Origin of the sequence: Paraburkholderia madseniana (assembly GCF_009690905.1) — a bacterium.
Lineage (GTDB): Bacteria > Pseudomonadota > Gammaproteobacteria > Burkholderiales > Burkholderiaceae > Paraburkholderia > Paraburkholderia madseniana.
On sequence record NZ_VOSW01000040.1, the window covers coordinates 49,152 to 73,309 of the forward strand.

General features: G+C 64.1%; 23 protein-coding genes. 17 read left to right on the top strand and 6 right to left on the bottom strand.

The annotated features are described in order from the left end of the window. Positions 1-206: 206 nt before the first annotated feature. A complete protein-coding gene (gene purD / locus FSO04_RS21425) occupies positions 207-1,505 on the bottom strand; it encodes a phosphoribosylamine--glycine ligase (protein ID WP_154562233.1) in 1,299 nt (432 codons plus the stop codon). Positions 1,506-1,744: 239 nt separating this feature from the next. Continuing rightward, positions 1,745-2,473 carry a YebC/PmpR family DNA-binding transcriptional regulator gene (locus FSO04_RS21430; protein ID WP_054035139.1) on the bottom strand — a complete coding sequence of 243 codons (729 nt, stop codon included), beginning with the start codon at positions 2,471-2,473 and terminating at the stop codon, positions 1,745-1,747. A 502-nt stretch (positions 2,474-2,975) separates the two neighbouring features. Between FSO04_RS21430 and FSO04_RS21435 the strand changes: the two genes are divergently transcribed. Both FSO04_RS21435 and FSO04_RS21440 read left to right on the top strand, forming a co-directional pair. Beyond that, positions 2,976-3,152, top strand: a complete 177-nt coding sequence (locus FSO04_RS21435) for a type II toxin-antitoxin system HicA family toxin (RefSeq protein WP_168435775.1) — start codon at positions 2,976-2,978, stop codon at positions 3,150-3,152. A gap of 69 nt (positions 3,153-3,221) precedes the next feature. Continuing rightward, positions 3,222-3,644 carry a type II toxin-antitoxin system HicB family antitoxin gene (locus tag FSO04_RS21440; protein ID WP_154562237.1) on the top strand — a complete coding sequence of 141 codons (423 nt, stop codon included), beginning with the start codon at positions 3,222-3,224 and terminating at the stop codon, positions 3,642-3,644. A gap of 63 nt (positions 3,645-3,707) precedes the next feature. Here the strand turns inward: FSO04_RS21440 and upp are convergent, their stop codons facing one another. After that, positions 3,708-4,358 (bottom strand): uracil phosphoribosyltransferase, encoded by a 651-nt coding sequence (gene upp / locus FSO04_RS21445; RefSeq protein WP_011487457.1) that lies wholly within the window; start codon positions 4,356-4,358, stop codon positions 3,708-3,710. Positions 4,359-4,594: 236 nt separating this feature from the next. Between upp and FSO04_RS21450 the strand changes: the two genes are divergently transcribed. The 15 genes from FSO04_RS21450 (at position 4,595) to FSO04_RS21520 (ending at position 20,430) form a co-directional block, all read left to right on the top strand. After that, complete coding sequence (locus FSO04_RS21450; RefSeq protein WP_154562239.1) at positions 4,595-5,377, top strand: SDR family oxidoreductase; 783 nt, start codon at positions 4,595-4,597, stop codon at positions 5,375-5,377. A gap of 76 nt (positions 5,378-5,453) precedes the next feature. Continuing rightward, on the top strand, positions 5,454-5,843 hold the full coding sequence (locus FSO04_RS21455) for a methylglyoxal synthase (RefSeq protein WP_154562241.1): 390 nt from the start codon (positions 5,454-5,456) through the stop codon (positions 5,841-5,843). Between the two features lie 53 nt (positions 5,844-5,896). Further along, positions 5,897-6,871, top strand: a complete 975-nt coding sequence (locus FSO04_RS21460; protein WP_154562281.1) for a quinone oxidoreductase family protein — start codon at positions 5,897-5,899, stop codon at positions 6,869-6,871. Positions 6,872-7,042: 171 nt separating this feature from the next. Continuing rightward, positions 7,043-7,156 carry a hypothetical protein gene (locus FSO04_RS21465; RefSeq protein WP_054035137.1) on the top strand — a complete coding sequence of 38 codons (114 nt, stop codon included), beginning with the start codon at positions 7,043-7,045 and terminating at the stop codon, positions 7,154-7,156. Continuing rightward, positions 7,153-7,245, top strand: coding sequence for a K(+)-transporting ATPase subunit F (kdpF, locus tag FSO04_RS21470; RefSeq protein WP_154562243.1), 93 nt, complete (start codon positions 7,153-7,155; stop codon positions 7,243-7,245). Before FSO04_RS21465 ends, kdpF begins: the two co-directional genes overlap by 4 nt. Next, positions 7,242-9,047: a potassium-transporting ATPase subunit KdpA gene (gene kdpA, locus FSO04_RS21475; RefSeq protein WP_154562245.1), complete on the top strand. Its 1,806-nt coding sequence runs from the start codon at positions 7,242-7,244 to the stop codon at positions 9,045-9,047. Before kdpF ends, kdpA begins: the two co-directional genes overlap by 4 nt. Before the next feature lie 68 nt (positions 9,048-9,115). Next, positions 9,116-11,200 (top strand): potassium-transporting ATPase subunit KdpB, encoded by a 2,085-nt coding sequence (gene kdpB / locus FSO04_RS21480; protein ID WP_154562247.1) that lies wholly within the window; start codon positions 9,116-9,118, stop codon positions 11,198-11,200. Between the two features lie 30 nt (positions 11,201-11,230). Beyond that, positions 11,231-11,809, top strand: coding sequence for a potassium-transporting ATPase subunit KdpC (gene kdpC / locus FSO04_RS21485; protein ID WP_154562249.1), 579 nt, complete (start codon positions 11,231-11,233; stop codon positions 11,807-11,809). A 137-nt stretch (positions 11,810-11,946) separates the two neighbouring features. After that, entirely contained in the window at positions 11,947-14,781 is a 2,835-nt protein-coding gene (locus FSO04_RS21490; protein WP_154562251.1) for a DUF4118 domain-containing protein, read from the top strand. After that, positions 14,774-15,472, top strand: a complete 699-nt coding sequence (gene kdpE / locus FSO04_RS21495) for a two-component system response regulator KdpE (RefSeq protein WP_063495267.1) — start codon at positions 14,774-14,776, stop codon at positions 15,470-15,472. The genes FSO04_RS21490 and kdpE overlap by 8 nt, the downstream gene beginning before the upstream one ends. A gap of 153 nt (positions 15,473-15,625) precedes the next feature. Then, positions 15,626-15,946, top strand: coding sequence for a quaternary ammonium compound efflux SMR transporter SugE (sugE, locus tag FSO04_RS21500; protein WP_154562253.1), 321 nt, complete (start codon positions 15,626-15,628; stop codon positions 15,944-15,946). 259 nt (positions 15,947-16,205) lie between these two features. Beyond that, a complete protein-coding gene (locus FSO04_RS21505) occupies positions 16,206-16,817 on the top strand; it encodes a DUF4126 domain-containing protein (protein WP_054034982.1) in 612 nt (203 codons plus the stop codon). A gap of 56 nt (positions 16,818-16,873) precedes the next feature. Continuing rightward, a complete protein-coding gene (locus FSO04_RS21510; RefSeq protein ID WP_372342726.1) occupies positions 16,874-19,390 on the top strand; it encodes an ABC transporter permease in 2,517 nt (838 codons plus the stop codon). Between the two features lie 28 nt (positions 19,391-19,418). After that, positions 19,419-19,832, top strand: coding sequence for a group II truncated hemoglobin (locus FSO04_RS21515; protein ID WP_154562255.1), 414 nt, complete (start codon positions 19,419-19,421; stop codon positions 19,830-19,832). Further along, positions 19,825-20,430 carry a DUF924 family protein gene (locus tag FSO04_RS21520; RefSeq protein ID WP_154562257.1) on the top strand — a complete coding sequence of 202 codons (606 nt, stop codon included), beginning with the start codon at positions 19,825-19,827 and terminating at the stop codon, positions 20,428-20,430. The genes FSO04_RS21515 and FSO04_RS21520 overlap by 8 nt, the downstream gene beginning before the upstream one ends. Before the next feature lie 50 nt (positions 20,431-20,480). On the opposite strand, the gene FSO04_RS21525 is transcribed toward FSO04_RS21520, so the two are convergent. The 3 genes from FSO04_RS21525 to FSO04_RS21535 form a co-directional block, all read right to left on the bottom strand. Beyond that, on the bottom strand, positions 20,481-22,478 hold the full coding sequence (locus FSO04_RS21525; protein WP_154562259.1) for an ArnT family glycosyltransferase: 1,998 nt from the start codon (positions 22,476-22,478) through the stop codon (positions 20,481-20,483). Between the two features lie 252 nt (positions 22,479-22,730). After that, positions 22,731-23,477: an SDR family oxidoreductase gene (locus FSO04_RS21530; protein ID WP_154562261.1), complete on the bottom strand. Its 747-nt coding sequence runs from the start codon at positions 23,475-23,477 to the stop codon at positions 22,731-22,733. A gap of 95 nt (positions 23,478-23,572) precedes the next feature. Then, positions 23,573-24,157 carry an LOG family protein gene (locus tag FSO04_RS21535; protein ID WP_154562263.1) on the bottom strand — a complete coding sequence of 195 codons (585 nt, stop codon included), beginning with the start codon at positions 24,155-24,157 and terminating at the stop codon, positions 23,573-23,575. Between the last annotated feature and the right edge of the window lies 1 nt (position 24,158).

Consider the following 24,158-nt stretch of genomic DNA (forward strand, 5'->3'; position numbering starts at 1 on the left):
CGCTCGTCGTGCCGCGGGTTCTTCGTGAAGGGCGGGCGCCGGCCTTCGTCAGGACATTCCCGCGAAGGCGCGGTGCTACGGTCGTTCGCGCCGGGTGAAATGCCGATCAACCGGGGTGAGCCCACATGGAGCGGTGGGCGCCGCGATGGCCGCGAAAACCCGCAGTGTAGCGCCGTTGGCGCCGCACGCGGGCGAGTGGGGCGGGCTTAGTGCTTGCCTTCGGTCTTGGCGTCGTGCTTGCGGTTCAATGCGCGATAGCCGATGTCGCGGCGATATTGCATGCCGTCGAACGAAATCTGGTTGATCGTCTCGTACGCGACCGACTGCGCGCTGCGCACCGAATCCGCCAGACCGACCACACACAGCACACGGCCGCCCGAGGTGGTCAGCTTGCCGTCCGCCAGCGTGGTGCCGGCGTGGAAAGTGACCGAATCGCCGGTTTCCGCCGGGATATCGCTGATCCGGTCACCCTTGCGCGGCGTGTCCGGATAGTTGTACGCGGCGAGCACCACGCCGAGCGCGGTACGGCGGTCCCATTCGAGTTCGATCGTATCGAGCGTGCCGGCGATGGCCTGCTCGACCACCTTCGAAAAGTCGCCTTTCAAACGCGCCATGATCGGCTGCGTTTCCGGGTCGCCCATCCGGCAGTTGAATTCGAGCGTCTTCGGGTTGCCTTGCGCGTCGATCATCAGGCCGGCGTACAGGAAGCCCGTGAAACGGATGCCTTCTTTCTCCATGCCGCGCACGGTCGGCTGGATGATTTCGCGCATCACGCGTGCATGCAGTTGCGGCGTGACGATCGGGGCGGGCGAATAGGCGCCCATGCCGCCGGTGTTCGGACCCTGGTCGGCGTCGAGCAGACGCTTGTGATCCTGGCTCGAAGCGAGCGCCAGCACATGCTTGCCGTCCACCATCACGATGAAGCTGGCTTCTTCGCCGGCGAGGAATTCCTCGATCACGACGCGTGCGCCGGCATCGCCCAGCTTGTTGTCCGACAGCATCATGTCGACGGCGGCGTGTGCTTCTTCCAGCGTTTGCGCAACCACGACGCCCTTGCCGGCGGCGAGGCCGTCGGCCTTGATCACGATCGGCGCGCCCTTGGCGTCCAGATACGCGTGGGCGGCCGCGACGTCGGCGAAGGTTTCGTACTCGGCGGTTGGGATCGCGTGACGCTTCATGAACGCCTTGGCAAAATCTTTCGAGCTTTCGAGCTGCGCGGCTTCCTTGCTCGGCCCGAAAATCTTCAACCCGCGCGAGCGGAACAGATTGACGATGCCCGCGGCGAGCGGCCCTTCCGGTCCGACCAGCGTGAACGCGATCTGTTCTTTCTCGACGAAATCGGCGAGTTCGGCCGGATCTGTAATGTCGACGTTGCGCAGACGCTCGTCCTGGGCGGTGCCGCCATTGCCGGGCGCAACGTAGACGAGCTGAACCCGCGGCGATTGCGCGAGCTTCCATGCCAGCGCATGTTCGCGACCGCCGGAACCGACGACGAGTAACTTCATGTGAATCCCCGAGACTTAAAAACCATAAACGGCTGAAGCATCACGCTCAGCCGTGGAATAACAGCGAGGTTTGCAATGGGCCCGCAGCCAGGTAGCGGCGCAGGGCACATAGCGAACCCGGGTGGTGGCGGTGCGGAAGGCCCCAACCAACGCCCGCTCTGCAGCAACGCGAGTGCTAGCCGGCGGCGCGGGCGTGTGGTTCGGTGCAGATCCACGCGCGGTGTGCCGCCGGGGCACGCTCATTCGTCGGCGATCGCGGCGTTTGTATAGACTTCCTGCACGTCGTCCAGACTCTCCAGCGCGTCGAGCAGCTTCTGCATTTTCACCGCGTCGTCGCCCGTGAATTCGACTTCCGTCTGAGGTTTCATTGTCACCTCGGCCAATTCGGCCTTGAAGCCCGCGGCTTCAAGCGCGGTCTTCACCTTCGGGAAATCGTTCGGCGGGCACAGCACTTCGATACTGCCGTCTTCGTTCGTGACGACGTCTTCAGCGCCGGCTTCGAGCGCGGCTTCCATCAGCTTGTCTTCCGGCGTGCCGGGTGCGAACAGGAACTGGCCGACGTGATCGAACATGAACGACACCGAGCCGTCCGTGCCCATGTTGCCGCCGTTCTTCGAGAACGCGTGACGCACGTCCGCTACCGTACGGGTGCGGTTGTCGGTCATGGTGTCCACGATCACCGCCGCGCCGCCGATGCCGTAGCCTTCGTAGCGGATTTCTTCGTAGTTTGCGCCATCGACACCGCCCACACCGCGTTGGATCGCACGGTTGACGTTATCTTTCGGCATGTTGGCGTCGTACGCCTTTTCGACGGCGAGTCGCAGACGCGGATTCGAGTCGATGTCGCCGCCACCCATGCGGGCCGCCACCTGAATTTCCTTGATGAGCCGCGTCCAGACCTTGCCGCGCTTGGCGTCTGCCGCTGCTTTTTTATGCTTGATGTTGGCCCATTTCGAATGACCCGCCATACTTTTCTCCGTCGCGCGCGCCAGTGGGGCGCACGCATAGTGCAATTGTCGTTGCGATGTCGGGCGCGCGGCGCTGCTGATTGCGGCCATGCGCCTCGATGTCAAACCGCTCGGCGCCGGACCGCCCGGTGTCAGGCTTTCCTCAGCTTGATCGCGCCCGGCCGGACCCGGCGAGCGGGACCGAAGGTCGGCAGCGCGGTTGGGGCGGGGCAGGACGGTCAGCGGGCGGCTCAGCGGCGCCACAGGTGCGCCGGTCCCGGCAGACCCGGCGTTAAGGCGTGATGCACCGCGTGGCAGTGCAAGTCGAGCCGCTCTTTGAGCGGATTCGAATTTTATCACGGCGCAGGGGTGCGGCAGAGAGGGGGCGAGGCGAAAGTAGGCGTCAGGCGCCTCTTTCAGTCGCGCCAGGTAGGTCGCGCATCTTTTGCAGTCGTCGTTGTGGTTGCGAATATAAACATTTTTGTTTATATTTTGCCCTGTGTTCACGAACACAGGAGGGCCGGTGAAGCAAAGCGAGTTCAGACGTTGGCTCGCTGACCAAGGGGCGACTTTCGAACAGGGCAGCAAACATTTGAAGGTGTATCTGAACGGTCGGCAGACCACACTGCCGAGGCATCCCGCTCACGAGATTTCGGAGCCGCTTCGCAAAGCAATTCTTAAGCAACTGAAATGCAAATAGAGGCAAGCCCCGCAAGGGGCTTCATCACCGCCCAGACTTTTCCCGTCAAGGGACCACGGAGAGTTACCTATGTTTCGCTATCCCGCCCGCATCGAAGCAGACGAAGCTGGCTTTACCGTTTCCTTCCGCGATATTCCGGAGGCGTTGACCTCGGGCGCAACGCTCGAAGAGGCACGCGAAATGGCGGCCGACGCGCTGGCGACGGCGATGGACTTTTACTTCGAAGACAAGCGGCAAGTTCCGTTGCCGTCAAAAGCGCGACGGGGCGAAGAACTGGTCGAGCTGCCAGCGAGCCTGGCCGCGAAAGTGCTGCTGCTCAACGAAATGCTCGCGCAAAAGGTGTCGCCTTCCGAATTGGCGAGGCGTCTTCATACGCGTGCACAGGATATCCAGCGCGTCATTGACCTTGGGCACGTCACGAAGATCGACACCATCGCGTCGGCGCTGGCCGCGCTTGGCAAGCGTCTCGAACTGTCGATTGTGCCGGCGTAGCGTGCAAATCGAGTGGTGGCGGCGCGTTGCGCGCGCCGCCCCGCTGCTTTCTTCAGCCCGCTGTCAGTTTTTCGTGCCGAACAGGCGGTCGCCTGCGTCGCCGAGACCCGGCACGATGTACGCGTGTTCGTTCAGGTGCGAATCGAGCGACGCCACGTACAGCTTGACGTCCGGATGCGCGTCCTGGAACACCTGCACGCCTTCCGGCGCGGCCACCAGCGCGAGGAACAGGATGTTCTCGCCGGCCACGTTGCGGCGCTTGAGCACGTCCACCGCGTGCACGGCCGAGTAACCGGTCGCGACCATCGGATCGCACAGAATGAACACGCGGTCTTCCAGATCCGGCAGGCGCACCAGATACTCGACCGGGCGATGGTCTTCGGCGCGATACACCCCGATGTGGCCCACGCGCGCCGACGGCACCAGTTCCAGCAGGCCGTCCGACATGCCGATGCCGGCACGCAGCACCGGCACGATCGCCAGTTTTTTGCCGGCGATCACCGGTGCGTCGATCTCGACCAGCGGCGTGGTGAGGCGGCGCGTCGTCATCGGCAGATTGCGGGTGATCTCGTAGCCCATCAGCAGCGTGATCTCGCGCAGCAGTTCGCGGAACGTGCGAGTCGAGGTGTCCCGGTCGCGCATATGCGACAGCTTGTGCTGGATCAGCGGGTGATCGAGGATGAAAAGATTGGGGAAACGGCTGTCCTGGGTCATGGCGGGGGCGCAAGCGGCGGCTAGAGGGATCGGTTTGGCGCTCCGCACGGCCTGAAAACGGCAGGCGGGAGCGCCACGGCGCAAGTTTACCGAAAGAGTGGCGCCGGAAGATACCGGAGATTGCAGTGGCCCGGCGCAGTCCGGCACCGATTCTTCTAGAATCGGGGGATTCTTTGCCACGATTGGGCAACCGCGGGACCATCCCCGCGCCACGAGTACGTCATGAGGATAGGCACATGGACATGGGAATCGCAGGACGCACCGCGCTGGTTTGCGCGGCCAGCAAGGGTCTGGGGCGCGGCTGCGCGGAAGCGCTGGCAGCCGAAGGCGTCAACCTGACGATCGTCGCGCGCACGGCTGAGACGCTGGAGGCGACCGCCGCCGAGATTCGCAAGCAAAGCGGCGTCGAAGTGAAAACGGTGGCGTGCGACATCACCACGCCCGAAGGACGCGCCGCGGCGCTTGCCGCCTGTCCGCAGCCGGACATTCTGGTTAACAACGCGGGCGGCCCGCCGCCGGGCGACTTCCGCAACTTCACGCACGAAGACTGGATTCGCGCGCTGGAGAGCAACATGCTGACGCCGATCGAGCTGATCCGCGCGACCATCGACGGGATGAGCGAGCGTGGCTTTGGGCGCATCGTCAACATCACGAGCTCGGCGGTCAAGGCGCCGATCGACGTGCTCGGCTTGTCCAACGGTGCGCGCTCGGGGCTGACCGGTTTCATTGCGGGACTGGCGCGCAGCAAGGTAGCCGCCTCGGGCGTGACGATCAACAGCCTGCTGCCGGGCCTGTTCGACACCGACCGCATCGCCACCACCTTCACCGCGCAAGCCAACGCGCAACACATTTCCGTCGACGACGCGCGCAAGCAGCGCATGAAGACGATCCCCGCCGGCCGTTTCGGCACGCGTGAGGAATTTGGCCGCGCCTGTGCGTTCCTGTGCAGCGTGCATGCCGGCTACATCACTGGGCAGAACTGGCTGATGGACGGCGGCGCCTACCCCGGTACGTTCTGAGCGCGTACGTTCTGACGCACCAGCAGCACCTTCACTACAACAACGACAATCACAACGGTTTCAGGAGTCTTACGTCATGAGCACCCGCATTGCGCTGATCGCGCACGATCACAAGAAAGACGACATCGTCAAATTGGCCGGCGAATACGTCGATACGCTCAGGCGCTGCGAGATCGTCGCGACCGGCACGACCGGCACGCGCATTGGCGACGCGCATGGCCTCACGGTCGAGCGCATGTTGTCCGGCCCGCACGGCGGCGACCTGCAGATCGGCGCGCAGCTTGCGGAAGGGCGGGTGGACATGGTGATCTTCCTGCGCGACCCGATGACGCCGCAGCCGCACGAACCGGATATCAACGCGCTGGTGCGTGCCTGCGACGTTCACAACATTCCATGCGCCACCAATATTTCGACCGCGCGAATGATTCTCGACGTACTGACCTTGCGCTTCACGCAGCGGGTCTAGGCGAACGCGGTGGTGTTTCAAGATCAATCGAAACCACAAACCAGGGAGACATGATGGTCAAAGCAATCCGTTTCGACAAAACCGGCGGCCCCGAGGTAATGAAATGGGTCGACGTCGAAGTGGGCGAGCCGGGTGCGGGCGAGATTCGCATCAAGCAGACTGCGGTCGGCCTGAACTATATCGATGTGTATTTCCGCACGGGTTTGTATCCGTTGCCGTTGCCCGGTGGCCTCGGCATGGAAGCGGCCGGTGAAGTGACGGCGGTCGGCGCAGGCGTGACCGGTCTCAAAGCGGGCGATCGCGTGGCGTACGTGGCGCGTCCGCCTGGCGCCTATGCCCAGGCGCGCGTGCTGCCGGCGGCGCAAGTCGTCAAGGTGCCGGACGCATTGAGCGACGAGCAGGCGGCCTCCGTCATGCTGCAAGGGCTGACCGCGCAATATCTGCTGCGCCGCACGTATCCGGTGAAGGCCGGTGACACAATCCTGATTCAGGCCGCGGCCGGCGGCGTCGGTCTGCTGGTTTGCCAGTGGGCGAAGGCGCTCGGCGCAACGGTGATCGGCACGGTCGGCTCCGACGAGAAAGCCGAGATCGCCAAAGCACACGGCTGCGACCACCCCATCGTCTACACGCGCGAAAACTTCACCAAGCGTGTGCGCGAGATCACCAACGGCGCGGGTGTGCCGGTGGTGTACGACTCGATCGGTAAAGACACGTTTACGGGCTCGCTCGATTGCCTTGCGCCTCTTGGATTGTTCGTGAGCTTCGGCAATGCCTCGGGACCGTTGCCGCCGATCGATTCGTCGGAATTTGCAGGACGCGGTTCGCTGTTCTTTACGCGCCCCACACTCTTCACCTATATCGCCAAACGCAGCGACTACGAGGCGATGTCCTCGGAGCTGTTCGACGTGCTGGTGTCGGGCAAGGTGAAGGCGAGCATCAATCAGCGCTACGCGCTGGCTGAGGTCGGGAAGGCGCACGCGGATCTTGAAGGGCGCCGCACCACGGGTTCGACGATTCTGTTGCCGTAAACGCGAAAGACCGCAAACCCACACCCAGCGCCACAAGGCCGTTCCATCCCACGATGGAACGGCCTTTTCCGTTTACGCGATTTTTACATCCCATCTCAGATCTTTGACCAGCCCTTTACGCGGATCGGCATAACGTTGCACCTATCCAAAGTCCGTGAATGGGGAATAAAAATGGATGTGCTGTATGTCGGGGGGATGGTGCTGTTTTTCGCGCTGACCTTTGCGTTGATTGCCGGCTGCGAGAAGTTGATGCAGTTCCGGCGTGGCCAGGGAGCTCGCTCATGACCTGGATTCTCTGGTTGTCCGGTGCGGCTACCGCGCTGCTGTTTATGTACCTGGTCTATGCGCTGTTGCGCGCGGAGGACATTGAATGAACTCGAACAATGTCCTGCAAGCGGGCTTTTTCATCGTCGTGCTGCTGGCAGCCGCGGTGCCGATGGCCCGCTATCTGAGCAATGTGATGGATGGCAGCTCGCGCGTGGTCCGTTTCGGCGGTCCTATCGAACGTCTGCTGTATCGCATCGCGGGTGTCGATCCGTCGACGGAGATGAGCTGGAAGCACTACGCCATCGCCACGATCGCGTTCAACGCGCTCGGCACGCTGTTTCTTTACGTGTTGCTGCGCGTACAAGGCTGGTTGCCGGGCAACCCGCAGCAGTTCGGCCCGATGACGGTCGACGGCGCGTTCAATACAGCGGTCAGCTTCGTGACCAACACGAACTGGCAGGATTACACGCCTGAGCAGACCGTTGGCTATCTCGCGCAGATGCTCGGCTTCACCGTCCAGAACTTCTTCTCGGCCGCCACCGGCATTGTGGTGGTGATCGCGCTGATTCGCGGCTTCGCGCGTCACACCGCGAAAACCATCGGCAACTTCTGGGTCGACCTGACGCGTGTGACGCTCTATGTGTTGCTGCCGATGTCGGCGATCATCGCTGCGTTGCTGATGAGCCAGGGTGTGATCCAGAACTTCAAGTCGTATCAGGACGTGCCGACGTTGCAAACCACCACGTACGCCGCCCCGAAGCTCGATGCACAAGGCAATCCGCTGAAGGACGCCAAGGGCAATCCGGTGACGGTCGATACGCCGGTGAAGACGCAGACCATCGCGATGGGCCCGGTTGCGTCGCAGGAAGCGATCAAGATGCTCGGCACCAATGGTGGTGGTTTCTTTAACGGCAACTCGGCGCATCCGTACGAAAACCCGACGCCGTTCTCGAACTTCGTGCAGATCTTCTCGATCCTGATCATTCCTGCGGCATTGGCGCTCGTATTCGGCCGGATGATCATGGACCGCAAGCAGGGCGTGGCCGTGCTCGCGGCGATGACGATCGCTTTCGGCGTATGCGTGTTCGGCGAAATCGGCGCGGAACAATCGGGTAATCCGGCGTTGACCGCGTTGCACGTCGATCAATCGGCGAATGCGATGCAGTCGGGCGGTAATGCGGAAGGCAAGGAAACGCGCTTCGGTATCGCGCAGTCGGGCATCTTCACGGTCGCCACAACGGCGGCTTCGTGCGGCGCTGTAGCCAACACGCACGACTCGCTGACGCCGATCGGCGGCCTCTACCCGATGCTGCTGATGCAACTCGGCGAAGTGATCTTCGGCGGCGTGGGTTCCGGTATGTACGGCATGCTCGTGTTCGCACTGCTGGCCGTGTTCGTGGCAGGCCTGATGATCGGTCGTACGCCTGAATACGTCGGCAAGAAGATCGAAGCGTACGAGATGAAGATGGTGTCGATCGTGGTGCTGCTCACGCCGCTGCTGGTGCTGGTGGGCACGTCGATCGCGGTACTGACTGATGCGGGTAAAGCGGGCATCGCTAACCCCGGTGCGCACGGCTTTTCCGAAATCCTCTACGCGTTCAGCTCGGCCGCGAATAACAACGGTAGCGCCTTCGCAGGCCTGACGGTGAGCACGCCGTTCTACAACTGGCTCACGGCCATCGCGATGTGGTTCGGCCGCTTCGGCACGATCATTCCGGTGCTGGCGATTGCCGGTTCGCTGGCTTCGAAGAAGCGCATCGGTGTGACCGGCGGCACGCTGCCGACTCATGGCCCGCTGTTCGTCGTGCTGCTGCTGGGCACGGTGCTGCTGGTCGGTGCGCTGACTTATGTGCCTGCGCTTGCGCTCGGACCTGGTGTCGAACATCTGATGATGATGGGCGCCCATTGAGGCGGCCCGTTGACATGACACCAGCGACCAACGAGTGAACAGGCGCAAACGGGAAATTCGAGGATTCAATGACTGAACATAATGCAACCAGGTCCATGTTCGACCCGGCGCTGCTGCGCCCGGCGATCGTGGACTCCTTCAAGAAGCTCACGCCGCGCACGCAGTTCCGTAACCCGGTGATGTTCTGCGTGTACGTCGGCAGTATTCTGACGACCATTTTGTGGATCGCCGCGCTCGGCGGTCAGGCGGAGGCGCCCGCGGGCTTCATTCTCGCGGTCACCTTGTGGCTGTGGTTCACGGTGCTGTTCGCGAACTTCGCGGAAGCGCTTGCCGAAGGCCGTTCCAAGGCCCAGGCAGCGTCGCTGCGCAGCGCGAAGAAAGACGTGATGGCCAAGAAGCTCAACGAGCCGCATCCGAAGTCGCCGATCCGCATTCTGACGGCGTCCGATCTGCGTAAAGGCGACGTTGTGCTGGTCGAAACCGGCGACGTGATTCCGGCTGACGGCGAAGTGATCGACGGTGTTGCGTCGGTTGACGAATCGGCGATCACGGGTGAATCCGCACCGGTGATCCGCGAGTCGGGCGGCGACTTTTCGTCGGTGACGGGCGGCACGCGCGTGCTGTCGGACTGGATCGTCGTGCGTGTCACGGCGAATCCGGGCGAAGCCTTCCTTGACCGCATGATCGCGATGGTCGAAGGCGCCAAGCGTCAGAAAACGCCGAACGAAATCGCGCTGACGATTCTGTTGGTCGCGCTGACCATCGTGATGTTGCTGGCGACCGCCACGCTGCTGCCGTTCTCGATGTTCTCCGTCGAAGCTGCAAAAGCCGGTCACGTGGTCACGATTACCGCGCTGGTCGCGCTGCTGGTGTGTCTGATTCCGACCACCATCGGCGGACTGTTGTCGGCGATCGGTGTGGCCGGTATGAGCCGCATGATGCAGGCCAACGTGATCGCCACCTCGGGCCGTGCTGTTGAAGCCGCAGGTGACGTCGACGTGTTGCTGCTCGACAAGACCGGCACGATCACGCTCGGTAACCGCCAGGCATCGCAGTTCGTGCCGGCGCCGGGCTTGACCGAAGAAGCGCTGGCAGATGCTGCCCAGCTTTCGTCGCTCGCTGACGAAACGCCGGAAGGCCGCAGCATCGTCGTGCTGGCCAAACAACGCTTCAATATCCGTCAGCGCGATATGGCCTCGCTTCACGCTGAATTCCTCGCCTTCACCGCGCAAACGCGGATGAGCGGTGTCGATCTGCCGGGTCGTGAAATCCGTAAGGGCGCGGCCGACGCAGTGAAGAACTACGTCGAAGCAAATGGCGGCCGTTTCCCGAACGAAGTCAGCACGGCAGTGGCCGAAGTCGCACGTCGCGGCAGCACGCCGCTGGTGGTCGCCGAGAAAGGCGAGCAGGGCGCCCGCGTGCTCGGCGTGATCGAGCTGAAGGACGTGGTGAAGGGTGGTATCAAGGAGCGCTTCGCCGAACTGCGCAAGATGGGTATCAAGACCATCATGGTGACCGGCGACAACCGCCTGACCGCAGCAGCGATCGCAGCAGAAGCAGGCGTCGACGATTTCCTCGCCGAAGCCACGCCGGAAGCCAAGCTTGCCACGATCCGTTCGCATCAGGCCGAAGGCCGTCTGGTGGCGATGACCGGCGACGGTACCAACGACGCTCCGGCGCTCGCGCAGGCTGACGTCGCGGTGGCGATGAACACCGGCACGCAGGCAGCGAAAGAAGCCGGCAACATGGTCGACCTCGATTCGAATCCGACCAAGCTGATCGAGATCGTCGAGATCGGCAAGCAGATGCTGATGACGCGCGGCTCGCTCACCACGTTCTCGATTGCGAACGACGTGGCGAAGTACTTCGCGATCATCCCGGCTGCGTTCGCGACCACTTATCCGGCACTGAACGCGCTGAACGTGATGCATCTGGCCACGCCGGCTTCGGCGATCATGTCCGCGGTGATTTTCAACGCGCTGATCATCGTGCTGCTGATTCCGCTGGCGCTCAAGGGCGTGCGTTATCGCGCGCTGGGCGCGGCGATCCTGTTGCGCCGCAATCTGCTGATCTATGGTTTGGGCGGGATCATCGTGCCGTTCATCGGCATCAAGCTGATCGATATGGTGCTGGCCGCGTTCGGCTGGGTCTGAGCAGCGGCTGTTTAAGAGGAATTACTCATCATGAAAAATCTGTTCCGTCCGTTAATCGTGATCTTCGCGGTGCTGACCGCCGTCACCGGCCTCGCTTATCCCGCCGTGATGACCGCGGTCGGTCAGGCGGCCTTCAACAATCAGGCCAACGGCAGCATGCTCGAGCAGAACGGCAAGGTGGTCGGCTCGAAGTTGATCGGCCAGCAATTCGATGCGCCGCAATACTTCTGGGGCCGTCTGTCGGCCACCAGCCCGATGCCGTACAACCCGCAAGGCTCGGGCGGTTCGAACCTCGGCCCGACCAACCCGGCGTTGCTCGATGAAGTCAAAGGCCGCATCGACGCGTTGAAGGCTGCCGGCACGGATATGTCGCAGCCGGTGCCGGTCGACCTGGTGACGTCCTCGGGCAGTGGTCTCGATCCTGAGATCAGCCCGGCGGCCGCCGCGTATCAGATCGAACGCGTCGCCAAAGCGCGTAAGCTCGCCGCCAACGATGTGCAGGCACTGGTCGATCGTTATACGAGCGGCCGCCAGTTCGGCATTTTCGGTGAACCGCGCGTGAACGTGCTGCAACTGAATCTGGCGCTCGATGAGATGAAACAAGGTTGAGCGCTAGCAAGCGCTGTTGATGGCTATGATTCGAGGAGGCGGCGTCCATGCGGGGCCGCCTTCGCCATTTGCGGCGCGGCCGCTGCCGTGCCACCATGCATGCACTATCGCTCGCCTTACTATGAAAACCATTGAGCATGAACCGCCCCGATCCTGACGAACTACTCGACAAACTGCAACGCGACGAAGAAAAGCGTCAGCGGGGCAGACTGAAGATTTTCTTCGGCGCGTCGGCAGGCGTCGGCAAAACCTATGCGATGTTGCAGGCCGCGCGGCGCCGTGCCGATGAAGGCGCGGACGTGGTGGTCGGCATCGCCGAAACGCATGGTCGTAGCGAAACCGCTGCGCTGCTCGAAGGCCTCGACGTGCTGCCGCTCGCGCATATCGAGTATCGCGGCCGCAAGCTCGGCGAGTTCGATCTCGACGCCGCGCTCGCCCGCAAGCCGCAACTGATTCTCGTCGATGAACTCGCGCATTCGAATGTGCAGGGCGCGCGGCATCTGAAGCGCTGGCAGGACGTCTACGAACTGCTCGACGCAGGCATCGACGTCTACACCACGGTCAACGTCCAGCACCTCGAAAGCCTGAACGACGTGGTCGGCCAGATCACCGGCATCCGCGTCTGGGAGACGGTGCCCGACCGCGTGTTCGATCGCGCGGACGAAGTCACGCTGGTCGACCTGCCCGCCGAGGAACTGCTCGACCGGATGCGCGACGGCAAGGTGTATTTGCCGCAGCAGGCCGAGCGCGCGGTGCGCAACTTCTTTCGCAAGGGCAACCTGATCGCGTTGCGCGAGCTGGCATTGCGCCGTACCGCCGATCGCGTCGATGCGCAGATGCGGGAATATCGCGCCGATCGTTCGATCCAGCGGATCTGGCAGGCGCGCGAGCGCTTGCTGGTGTGCGTCGGCCCCGGCCCGGAAGCACCGATGCTGGTGCGCGCGGCGGCGCGTCTCGCCGCCAGCCTGAAGGCCGACTGGATCGCCGTCTATGTGGAAACGCCCGCGCTGCAGCGCTTGCCCGACGCGCGCCGCGAACGCACGCTGAACGCCTTGAAGCTCGCCGCCGAACTCGGCGCCGAAACCGCGACGCTCGCCGGCACCGATGCGGTCGCCGCGCTGATCGGTTACGCGCAGGCTCGCAACGTCTCGAAGCTGGTGGCCGGCGCGTCGGCGCGCACCGGTCTCAAGCGCTGGCTGCGCCGGCCGCTCGGTGAGCGCATCGCCGAACGCGCGGGCGATCTCGATCTCACGCTGATTCGCGCGTCGTCGGAACGTGATGCCGCTGAACATCGCCACTTACTGAACACCACCGCCAACGCGTGGCGCGAGGCGCTGAGCACGGCGCGCGAACGCCGTTCGCCGCCGCGCGCTTATGGTTTCGCGCTGGCGATTTGCGCGGCCATTACGCTGCTGTCGAGCCAGTTGATCGATCATATCGATCTGACCAACCTCGTCATGCTGTACCTGCTCGGCGTGATCTTCACCGCCGTGAAGCTGGGACGCGGGCCGGGCGTCGTGCTGTCGTTCATGAGCGTGGCGGCATTCGATTTCTTCTTCGTGCCGCCGCGCATGTCGCTGTCGGTGTCCGATACGCAGTACCTGCTGACCTTCTTCGGCATGCTGCTGACGTCGCTCGTCATCAGCCATCTCACGTCGAGCTTGCGCCGCGAGGCGAGTGTTGCGCGGCGTCGGGAGCAACGCACCGGCGCAATGTATGCGATGGCGCGTGAGCTGGCGGCGGCGCTCACCATGGAGCAGATCGTGGGCATCGGCAGCCGGCATGTGAGCGAAGTGTTCGGCGCGCGCGTCGCGATTCTGTTGCCGGACAGCGCCGATCAGGTGAAACAGAAGATCGAGGACCCCGACGCGACGATCACGCTCGAAGGCGAGATGCTCGATATCGACGTCGGCCAATGGGTCTACGACCAGCAGAAGCCTGCCGGGCAAGGCACCGATACGCTGCCGGCCGCCGCCGCGCTGTATCTGCCGCTGAAGGCGCCGATGCGCACACGGGGCGTGCTTGCGGTCGTGATGCGCGACGAGCGCGAGCTGGACGTGCCCGAGCAGCAACGCATGCTCGACGCGTTCGCCGCGCAAATCGCGCTGGCTCTCGAGCGTGTGCACTACGTCGACATCGCACGCGATGCACTCGTCAATATGGAATCGGAGCGCTTGCGCAATTCGCTCCTCTCGGCGATTTCGCACGACCTGCGTACGCCGTTGACGACGATCGTCGGCTTCTCGTCGATGCTGGCGCAATCGCGCGAGGCGCATCCCGGTACGCAGCCGGGCGACGATCTCGTCGAAGCCATTCACGAAGAAGCGCTACGCATGACCGGCATCGTCACCAATCTGCTCGACATGGCGCGCTTGCAGGCCGGCAGCCTGCAATTGAATCAGCAGTGGACGCTCCTCGAAGAAACGGTGGGCGCCGCGTTGCGGGCCTGCAAGCGCGTGCTGGCCAATCATCCCGTACAGGTGAAGCTGCCCGCGGATTTGCCGCTGCTGCACCTTGATGCGGTGCTGATGGAGCGGCTCTTCTCGAACCTGTTCGAGAACGCTGCCAAGTACACACCACCGGACACGCCCCTGACGATCGGCGCGCAACGTCTCGACGCGGACGGCAAGTCGTTCGTACGCGTCGCCGTCGACGATAACGGACCGGGTCTGCCGGCCGGCATGGAAGCGCGTGTGTTCGAGAAATTTACGCGCGGCGAGAAAGAGTCGGCCAAGCCGGGCATCGGCCTCGGCCTCGCGATCTGCCGCGCAATCGTGGAAGCGCACGGCGGTACAATCGGCGCGCTCAATCGGATGTCCGCGGACGGCCGCGTCGAAGGCGCGCGCTTCTGGTTCACGCTGCCGGTGGAAACGCCGCCCGAAGCACCGGATGCGCTGGAAGACGAAGGCGCCGATGCCTTGCCGGACCTCGACTCAACTCTTAACCCGCGTTCCAAGCCTAGCCATGAGTGACCCGAGCATCACAGTCGTCCTGATTGAAGACGAAAAGCAGATTCGCCGCTTCGTGCGAACCGCGCTGGAAGGCGAGGGCATCGTTGTGCACGACGCCGAGACCGGCAAACAAGGTCTCGTCGAAGCCGCAACGCGCAAGCCTGATCTCGTCATCGTCGATCTCGGCCTGCCCGACACCGACGGTCTCGACGTGATTCGCGAACTGCGTGGCTGGAGCGAGCTGCCGGTCATCGTGCTGTCGGCCCGCACCCAGGAAACCGAGAAAGTTGCCGCGCTCGATGCCGGTGCGGACGATTACCTCACCAAGCCGTTCGGCGTCTCCGAACTGCTGGCGCGGATCCGCGCGCATATGCGGCGCCGCAATCAGGGCGGCGCCAATGAATCGCCGCTGGTGCGCTTCGGCGCGGTGACGGTCGATCTGGCCTTGCGTCAGGTGAGCCGCGACGGCGTGGCCGTCCATCTCACGCCGATCGAATACCGCCTGCTCGCGACACTGGTGCGCCACGCCGGCCGCGTGCTGACGCACCGGCAATTGCTGCGCGACGTGTGGGGGCCGTCGCATGTGGAGAGCCATCACTATCTGCGTATCTATATGGCGCACTTGCGCGGGAAACTCGAACGCGACCCGGCGCAGCCGGAGCATATCGTCACGGAAACCGGCGTGGGATACCGGCTGGTGGGCGCGGTTTGAGCCTGCCCGAGGGGTCCGCCGCGCCGTTGCGCGCCTTTGCGGCTCGTCGCCGCAGCAAGGTGGCACGCTATTTTGATATAATTACAGTTCGTAAGGACGACCTTGCGCACTGCTACAAACGGGGACGGCCCCATCTGACCATGGAGCTGTCTCATGTCCTGGATTCTTCTGTTGATTGCCGGTTTGCTTGAAGTCGCATGGGCGGCCGGTCTCAAAACCTCCGAAGGTTTCACCCGGCTCTGGCCGTCCGTGTTCACGATCGTGACCGCCCTCGGCAGCTTCGTTCTGCTCGCCATGGCGATGCGCCAGTTGCCGCTCGGCACGGCCTACGCCGTGTGGACGGGGATCGGCGCGGTCGGCGCATTCATCTTCGGCATTGTCATGATGGGCGAGGCCGTGACGGTCGCGCGGGTGGCGAGCGCGGCGCTGATCGTGATCGGATTGATCGGATTGAAGCTGTCGTCCGGGCATTGAGCCCTGTTGGCGGACCCGAATATCGTGTCCGCATGCGCTCAAACAGTGCGCCAACCACCTGCCATTAGAGTCCGCCATTTGTTAGTCGCTCTGCGTTCTGCGAATTAACGTGGCTATAATGAGATCGAATCCAACCTGAATTTGCCCGCGGCCTATTTGGCGCGGCCGGCTTGGCGCGGGTCTGACGACTTCGGTGCGGCGGCTCCCTTTCCAATGCCCGTCGAAGCGCCCGGCACGCACAGCGCGCCTGGAGGCGGCCATGCTTGAATCACTTTCGCTCGCTGCGGGCCTCTCATGGGGCAGCGGTCTGCGCCTCTATCTGACAGTCCTGCTGGCCGGCGTGTTCGCACGTCTCGGCTTCATCCATCTTCCCGATACGCTGTCCGCGCTGTCTTCGCCGTGGGTAATCGGTGTCGCCGGTGTACTGACGGTCACCGAATTTCTCGCCGACAAAATCCCCGCGTTCGATTCCTTATGGGACGCGATCCATACCTTTATCCGCATTCCCGCCGGCGCCGTGCTGGCGGCTGGTGCGCTCGGCCATGCCGATCCTGCGCTGCTGACGGTCGCCGCGCTCGCAGGCGGCACGCTGGCGGGCACCGCGCATCTGGCCAAAGCGGGCACGCGCGCGCTGATCAATCTGTCGCCGGAACCGGTGTCGAATGTCGTGACCTCGACCGCTGAAGACGGTCTCGTGTTCGGCGGCATGCTGCTCGCACTGTTCGTACCCCTTCTGTTCCTGGTCTTGATGGTGGGCTTCCTGATGCTGGCCGCCTGGGCGTTGCCGCGGCTGTGGCGCGGGGTGCAGGGCGGTTTTCGCGGGATGGCGACGCACATGGTGTCGCGCTTTGCCAGGAGCAGGCACGATTGAGCGATACGGGACTCGGGGTAACGGCGCGCGCCAAGGCAGCGCGCCGGTTGGGCAGTATGGATCTGTTGCGCCAGGCTATCCGCATGACGGCGCGCGACTGGCGCGCCGGCGAACTGACGATGCTGCTGCTGGCGCTGGTGCTGGCCGTCGCGGCGCTGTCGAGTGTCGGCTTTCTGGCTGACCGTTTGCATCAGGGACTCGAGCGCGATGCACGGCGCATGATCGCCGCTGATTTCATCGTCCGCGCCGATCATCCGGTCGATCCGCAGTTCGCGCAGCAAGCCGGCGCGCTCGGTCTGAACACCGCGAGCACGGCGATCTTTCCCAGCATGATCAACTCGACCGGCGCGCAGCCGGTCTCGCGGCTGGCCGCTATCAAGGCGGTGTCGCCGGGTTATCCGCTGCGCGGCGCGTTGCGGATTGCTCCAGCGCCGGGCGCAGCGGACCATCCCACCCAATCGATTCCGGCACCTGGCACGGTATGGGTCGATCAGGCATTGCTCGACGCGCTGAAGCTGCATGTCGGCGATGCGGTGAAGGTCGGGTCCCGCAGCTTCACGATCGGCGCGATGATTACCCGCGAACTCGATCGTGGCTTCTCGTTCGTCAATTTTTCGCCGCGTTTGATGCTGCGTGCCGACGATGTCCAGTCGACCGGCCTCATCACCTTCGGCAGTCGCGTGACTTACCGCTTGCTGGTGGCGGGTTCGGATGCGTCGGTGGCGCGCTTCGCGCAATTCGCACACGACAAGGTGGACGGCGGCAAGATGCGCGGCGTTGCGCTTGAGTCGTTGCAGGACGGTCAGCCGCAGGTGCGTCAGACGCTCGACCGCGCGAGCCACTTCCTCACGCTGGTCTCGCTGCTCACCGCGTTGCTCGCGGCGGTGGCGATCGCCATGGCCGCGCACCGGTATATGCGCCGGCATCTGGACGGCTGCGCGGCGATGCGTTGTCTTGGCGTCAGTCAAGCCACACTGCGCACGCTGTTCACGCTTGAATTCGTGGGGCTGGGTTTGATCGGTGGCGCGCTCGGCGTGGCGCTCGGTTACCTGGGGCATATGGCGTTGCTGACGTGGCTCGGCAGTCTGATCGACGTCGTGCTGCCGTATCCAACCGCATGGCCAGCGCTCGAAGGTATCGCAGCCGGTCTCGTGTTGTTGCTCGGGTTCGCGTTGCCGCCGCTGTTGCCGTTGACGCGCGTGCCGCCGGTGCGCGTGCTGCGCCGCGAATGGGGCGAAGCGGGGCGCACTGCCTGGGCCGCTTACGCGCTTGGCATTGTGCTGTTCGCCGCGCTCCTGATCGTCGCGGCGGGCGAGTTGAAGCTCGGCGGCATTGTAGCGGGCGGCTTCGCCGGCGGACTGCTGGTGTTCGCGTGCATCGCTCGGCTGGCGTTGTGGGGTGCGTCGCGTGTCGTGCGCAGCGAGCGCGTGAATGCCGGAATCGGCTGGCGTTACGCGCTGGCGTCGCTGGAGCGGCGCAGCGGCGCCAGCGCGTTGCAGATCACCGCGCTCGGCATCGGTCTGATGTGCCTGTTGCTGATCGCGATGACGCACAACGACCTTGTGGCCGGCTGGCGCAAATCGACGCCGCCTGATGCGCCGAACGAATTCGTCATCGACATCCAGCCCGACCAGCGCGAAGCCGTCACGCAATATCTGGGCACGCACGGCGTGCCCGGCACAGTGCTCGCGCCGATGGTGCGCGGCCGGCTGCTTGCGATCAACGGCAAGCCTGTCAATCCGGATTCATTCAAGGGCGACGACGCAAAGCGTCTCGTCGACCGCGAATTCAATCTGTCGTACACGACCGAGCTGCCCGACGACAACCGCCTCTCAGCCGGCACGTGGTATGGCGACACGAAGACACCGCAGATTTCGATCGAGCAGGGGCTCGCGAAGCTGATCAACGTGAAGCCCGGCGATACCCTGCGCTTCGACGTGACGGGTCTGCAGATCGATGCGCCGGTGACGAGCGTGCGCAAGCTCGACTGGGGCTCGTTCAAGGTCAACTTTTTCGTGCTGATGCCACCGGCGGCCTTGCAGGATTTTCCGGCGACGTTCATCACGAGCTTCCATTTACCGCCCGACAAGCAATCGACCATCGACGGGCTGATCGCCGCCTACCCGAACCTCACGGCAATCGACACCGGTCCGATTCTGGCGCAGGTGCAGCGCGTCCTGCAGCAGGTGATCGGCGCGGTGCAGTTCCTGTTCACGTTCACGCTCGCAGCCGGCGTGCTGGTGCTCTACGCAGCGCTTGCCGGCACCCGCGATGAGCGTATGCGAGAATCCGCGCTGCTGCGCGCGCTGGGGGCCTCGCATCGCCAGGTGCGTGCGGTGCAGGTCGCCGAGTTCGTGGCGGTTGGCGCGCTGGCGGGGTTGATGGCGGCGCTCGGTGCGCAGGTGATCGGCTGGCAACTGGCGACGCGTGTGTTCGAGTTTTATCTGGCGTTCGATCCGTGGTTGTTGCCGGCGGGTATCGCAGCCGGCATCGCCTGCGCGGGCGTGGGTGGCTGGCTCAGCTTGCGGCACGTGCTGGCGCGGCCGGCCTTGCAATCGCTGCGAGATGCGTAATTTTTCTTTCCTGTTTTTGTGATTGGGTATGAGCGATCTTAACGACGAAGTGTCCGCGGCACAGCCGACGGCCTTCGAACTGGTGGGCGGTGAAGCGCGCGTGCGCGAACTGGTCGACCGGTTTTATGACTTGATGGATCTCGAAGCGGAATTCGCCGGGATTCGCGCTTTGCATCCCGAGTCACTTGATGGCTCGCGCGACAAGTTCTTCTGGTTCCTGTGCGGATGGATGGGCGGTCCCGATCATTACATCAGCCGCTTCGGTCATCCGCGGTTGCGGGCCCGACATATGCCGTTTCCGATCGCGTCCAGCGAGCGGGATCAGTGGCTTCGCTGCATGGCGTGGGCGATGGAAGACGTTGGGCTTTCCGAGGCGTTGAGGGAGCGCTTGCTGGCGTCGTTCTTCGAGACTGCGGACTGGATGCGCAATCGCAATGGTTGAGCGGCTAGCGGAGCCGGAAGCAGCAGAGGCGCGCGCGGTCCTGGATTGCTGGTTCGGCGCCCCGCATTCGCCCACCTTCGGTGAGGCGCGCAAGCTCTGGTTCTCCCGCGACGCCGCCTTCGATGCGCTGCTGCTGGAACGTTTCGGGGCACTTATCGATGCTGCGCGCACAGGGTCACTCGATAGCTGGACAGAGACTCCGCTCGGCGCGTTGGCGCTCGTCATCGTGCTGGATCAGTTTTCCCGCAATTGCCACCGCAATACGCCGCGCGCTTTCGCTGGCGATCATCAGGCGTTGCGCATCGCGCAACAGATAATTGCCAGCGGCGCCGATCTCTTGTTGCCGACCGCGCATCACCGCGCGTTCGCGTATCTACCGTTCGAGCACGACGAAACGCTTGCCAGCCAGCACGAATCGTTGCGCCTGTTCAAACAGTTGAAGGCGGAACCGGGCGGTGCGTCCTACTATTCCTCCGCGGTCAGGCACGCCAGAATCATCGAGCGTTTCGGACGCTTTCCCCATCGCAATGCGCTGCTTGGGCGCCAGTCGACGGATGAAGAAACGGCTTTCCTGAAAGAACCCGGCTCGTCGTTCTAGGCGTAACGGCAACGTGCAGGCGCAGGCAGGTGCAATCTGCACGCCACGTGCTACTCGCCGCGCGCGGGCGTTGCCGGCGTCCGCACGAATACCCGCAACAGCTCGTCGGTGTCGCCTGGGCGCGCACCCGACCAGAACAGCCGCCAATCGCCTGCCGGAGCGCGCGCATTGTCACGGCGGCTCTGTTCGATTAGCCACGTGCACTCGGTCGCCGCGGTGTTCGCGGTCGGCTGATGCTCGATGCCGGTGTAGTAGTACAACATCGGCGCTTCGGATTCGCCGAGCCCCTTGCTGGCCATGCAATCCCCATCGTTCCATTCGATATTCATCCTGGCGCCGAGGTTTTCGAACACGGAGCGGTAGCTCTTCGCGTAGTCGAGCCACGGCAGCAGCAGCGTGCTCACCAATCCCCACGCGAGAATCGCGCCCGCACACCAGCTCAGCACACCGCGCCATTTGCCGGTGTATTTGAAGAGTGGCAGGAGCCACAGCCAGCCGAGTGTCATCAGCAGCGCGGCCGCGATCAGCCCTGGCTTGACCGGCAGCACCCAGTCGAGCGGCAACCAGCGGCCGAGCCGGTGCAGCGACGCATGCGTGTTGGCCGGATCGCTCATGATCGACCAGATGATCCACGCGAGCGCGGCCGTGCTGCCGAACAGCACGCGGCTTGCCATGTCCCAGCCTGCGTGAAGACGCCGCGGCAGCTTTTCGATACCTTGCATCGCCACCAGGGCGAGCGGCGCGATGAACGGCAGGATGTACAGTTCGCGCACCGTTGCCGAGCTTTGCAGTACGGCGAAACCGGTGCCCGCGAAAATCACCGGGAGAGCGACACGCGGATCGCGCCAGCGGCGCCATCCGCCGCCGGCGAGCGCGGCCAATGCAAGCGGTACGACCGGAAAGCCGACGCTCAGCACGGTGCGCAGCACGAACAGACGGCTTTCGTTTTCAGAGCCGAGCTCCGCCACCGAAAAGCCGAAGAAGCGGCCGATGTTGTTGTCCCACAGCCAGACCTTGAAGAGCGCTTCGGAGCGCAGATAGAAACAGATCGGCCAGATCAGCGCGAAGGGCGCGCAGATCAGCGCGGCGATACCGAGCGCTCCTGCAAAGCTGCGGGTGCGGCAGGCGGGATACAGCACCAGCACTGCGACGGTGGTGGCGCCAAACACGAGCGGCACGAACAGGCCCTTGGCCAGCAACGACAGGCCCACGCCCGCACCGAACATCGCCGCGCCGCTCAGAATCGCGTGACGCCGGCGGCGTGCATCGCCCCTTAGCAGGCGCGCGTCGTCGCGCAGATGCACGAGGACGAGTTCGAATAGTCCGCAAAAGCCGATCGCGGCGCCGGCCATCAGCGCGACGTCGGTCATCATGTCGTGCACGTGCTTGATGATGACGAGCGTGCTCGCGAACAAGGCCAGCGTGCCGATCACACGGATATCGAGCCAGCTCGAGGCGGCCACCGCGCGGCGGGCGACGCGTGCGGTGTAGTAGACGGTCAGTCCGGCGAAGAGCGCGCTCGCGAGGCGTGCGGCGTCATGCAAAGGCAGGTAGCGGCCGAACATCCACGCGAGGCCGGCGGCGACCCAGTCGTAGATCGGCGGCTTTTCGACGAAGGGCTGGCCGGCGTTGGTCGGCACGACCAGATCGCCGGTGTCGAGCATGTGCTGGATGATCCCGAACGTGTAGGTCTCGTCCTGCTTCCATGGCTCATGGCCCAAGGTGCCAGGCAGGAGCCACGCGCACAGGATCGCCAGCGCGGCCAGCCACATCAACGGACGGGCCGCCGTGAGCGCGCGCAAGCGCCGGGCGCCGCGCGAAGCGGGACCCGGAGCGATGGGTTCCGTGGGGCCGGCAGGGCCGGCGGGCCTTGCGGGCGCTGCGGCTTCGGCCGCCGCAGTATGGTCGGATGGCCAGGCGGCGCCGGATTCGGCAACGTGTGCCGAGCCGGGATGCGTGTCCGGTGCGCCGTCGGCGGGGCCGGCCGGCGCTGGCGTCGCAATCGCGACCTTCCCCGCGCGCCAGGGCGCGGATGGCTTTTCGTACATTGGAATCTCTGATCGCCGTACGCGGCGACGTGGGCCGCGGACTTATGCTTTGGCTATGCGTTCGCATGCGGTTGCATGCGAACGCTGCGATTGTAGTCCGAGTTTATTACGGCCGATTACAGAAAAAGCACGGAATATCGCGGTCAGCCGAACAGATTGCGCCGATTCCTCGTCAAATTGACGGGAATCGGGGTCGGGAAAGGAGAAGGCGGCCGTGCGAAGCTGCCGGCCGCGGGAACAGAAGAGCGGTATTCAGCGTCCGCCGGCGACGTCGAGCAGTGCGCCCGTCACGTACGAGGCGGCATCGCTCAGCAACCAGACGATCGACTCGGCGACTTCGTCGGCGCTGCCGGGGCGGCCCAACGGCGTGGTCGCGCCGAGCTGGGCGGCGCGCTCGGGCTTGCCGCCGCTGGCGTGGATTTCGGTATCGATCAGGCCGGGGCGCACCGCGTTCACGCGCACGCCCTGCGGGCCGAGTTCCTTGGCGAGGCCGATCGTCATGGTGTCGACGGCGCCCTTCGAGCCGGCATAGTCGACGTATTCGTTCGGCGAACCCAAACGCGAGGCCGCCGACGAGATGTTCACGATCACACCACCCGCGCCGCCACGAGTTGTCGACATCCGGCGCGCGGCTTCGCGTGCGCACAGATACGCGCCGAGCACATTGACGTCGAACATGCGTTTCAGGCGCGCGAGGTCCATATCCGCGAGCTGGCTCGAAGGCGCAACGATCCCGGCATTGTTGACGAGCGCATCGAGCCGGCCGAACTTTTGCAGGAGCGCGTCGAACATCGCGATCACGTCGGCTTCACTGGCGACGTCGCCGGCAATCGGCAACGCCTGGCCGCCGGCGCGTTCCACTTCAGCAGCGGTGTCCTGCGCGGCCGCGAGATTCCGCGCGTAATTCACGCCGACCGACCAGCCGCGCGCGCCCAGCAAACGCGCGGTCGCACGGCCAATGCCGCGGCTGCCACCGGTGATCAGAACGGCTTTCGTCATTGCAACCTCATCGTTCGGGCGGGGGCCGCGGGAGCGTGCGGCGGGTGTTCGTTCAGGCAGTTGAAGAAGCGCGCCTGGCGGCGATCAATCGGTGATCAAACGGCGTCGCGTTTGACGGCCCATTTGTCGCTGGCAGGCGGTTTATAGCGTTGCAGCTTGTCGATCAGCGCGACCGGATCGGCATCCCTTTGCAGGATGTCGAAATAGGTCTGCCGCATGAAACCTTCGTCTACCGTGTGCTTGAGGAGTGCGATCAGCGGATCGTAGAAACCGTCGATATTCAGCAGTGCCACCGGCTTCTGGTGATAGCCGAGCTGCGCCCACGTATAGACCTCGAACAGCTCTTCGAGCGTGCCCGCGCCGCCAGGCATCGCGACGAATGCGTCGGACAGGTCGGCCATCATCTTCTTGCGATGATGCATGTCAGGCACCACATGCAGCTCGGTCAGCCCGTTATGGCCGACTTCCTTGTTGACCAGCAACTCCGGAATCACGCCGATTGCGCGGCCGCCTTCGGCCATCACGGTATCGGCGATCACGCCCATCAGGCCGACCTTGCCGCCGCCATAGACCAGCGCGAGATCGGCCTGCACCAGTGCGCGGCCGAAAGCACGCGCGGCTTTGGCGTACAACGGTCTGGCTCCGTCGGAGGAGCCGCAATACACACACACCGACTTCATA

What these genes read in the sequence shown, in the direction of transcription:
- FSO04_RS21460 (WP_154562281.1), top strand. Translation starts at nt 5,897, where the DNA reads ATGGTCAAAGCAATCCGTTTCGACAAAACCGGCGGCCCCGAGGTAATG.
- FSO04_RS21440 (WP_154562237.1), top strand. Translation starts at nt 3,222, where the DNA reads ATGTTTCGCTATCCCGCCCGCATCGAAGCAGACGAAGCTGGCTTTACC.
- FSO04_RS21455 (WP_154562241.1), top strand. Translation starts at nt 5,454, where the DNA reads ATGAGCACCCGCATTGCGCTGATCGCGCACGATCACAAGAAAGACGAC.
- upp (WP_011487457.1), bottom strand. Translation starts at nt 4,358, where the DNA reads ATGACCCAGGACAGCCGTTTCCCCAATCTTTTCATCCTCGATCACCCG.
- FSO04_RS21525 (WP_154562259.1), bottom strand. Translation starts at nt 22,478, where the DNA reads ATGTACGAAAAGCCATCCGCGCCCTGGCGCGCGGGGAAGGTCGCGATT.
- kdpB (WP_154562247.1), top strand. Translation starts at nt 9,116, where the DNA reads ATGACTGAACATAATGCAACCAGGTCCATGTTCGACCCGGCGCTGCTG.
- kdpE (WP_063495267.1), top strand. Translation starts at nt 14,774, where the DNA reads ATGAGTGACCCGAGCATCACAGTCGTCCTGATTGAAGACGAAAAGCAG.
- FSO04_RS21505 (WP_054034982.1), top strand. Translation starts at nt 16,206, where the DNA reads ATGCTTGAATCACTTTCGCTCGCTGCGGGCCTCTCATGGGGCAGCGGT.
- FSO04_RS21520 (WP_154562257.1), top strand. Translation starts at nt 19,825, where the DNA reads ATGGTTGAGCGGCTAGCGGAGCCGGAAGCAGCAGAGGCGCGCGCGGTC.
- kdpF (WP_154562243.1), top strand. Translation starts at nt 7,153, where the DNA reads ATGACCTGGATTCTCTGGTTGTCCGGTGCGGCTACCGCGCTGCTGTTT.
- kdpC (WP_154562249.1), top strand. Translation starts at nt 11,231, where the DNA reads ATGAAAAATCTGTTCCGTCCGTTAATCGTGATCTTCGCGGTGCTGACC.
- FSO04_RS21465 (WP_054035137.1), top strand. Translation starts at nt 7,043, where the DNA reads ATGGATGTGCTGTATGTCGGGGGGATGGTGCTGTTTTTCGCGCTGACC.
- FSO04_RS21515 (WP_154562255.1), top strand. Translation starts at nt 19,419, where the DNA reads ATGAGCGATCTTAACGACGAAGTGTCCGCGGCACAGCCGACGGCCTTC.
- FSO04_RS21430 (WP_054035139.1), bottom strand. Translation starts at nt 2,473, where the DNA reads ATGGCGGGTCATTCGAAATGGGCCAACATCAAGCATAAAAAAGCAGCG.
- purD (WP_154562233.1), bottom strand. Translation starts at nt 1,505, where the DNA reads ATGAAGTTACTCGTCGTCGGTTCCGGCGGTCGCGAACATGCGCTGGCA.
- FSO04_RS21535 (WP_154562263.1), bottom strand. Translation starts at nt 24,157, where the DNA reads ATGAAGTCGGTGTGTGTGTATTGCGGCTCCTCCGACGGAGCCAGACCG.
- FSO04_RS21510 (WP_372342726.1), top strand. Translation starts at nt 16,874, where the DNA reads ATGGATCTGTTGCGCCAGGCTATCCGCATGACGGCGCGCGACTGGCGC.
- FSO04_RS21530 (WP_154562261.1), bottom strand. Translation starts at nt 23,477, where the DNA reads ATGACGAAAGCCGTTCTGATCACCGGTGGCAGCCGCGGCATTGGCCGT.
- FSO04_RS21490 (WP_154562251.1), top strand. Translation starts at nt 11,947, where the DNA reads ATGAACCGCCCCGATCCTGACGAACTACTCGACAAACTGCAACGCGAC.
- sugE (WP_154562253.1), top strand. Translation starts at nt 15,626, where the DNA reads ATGTCCTGGATTCTTCTGTTGATTGCCGGTTTGCTTGAAGTCGCATGG.
- FSO04_RS21450 (WP_154562239.1), top strand. Translation starts at nt 4,595, where the DNA reads ATGGACATGGGAATCGCAGGACGCACCGCGCTGGTTTGCGCGGCCAGC.
- kdpA (WP_154562245.1), top strand. Translation starts at nt 7,242, where the DNA reads ATGAACTCGAACAATGTCCTGCAAGCGGGCTTTTTCATCGTCGTGCTG.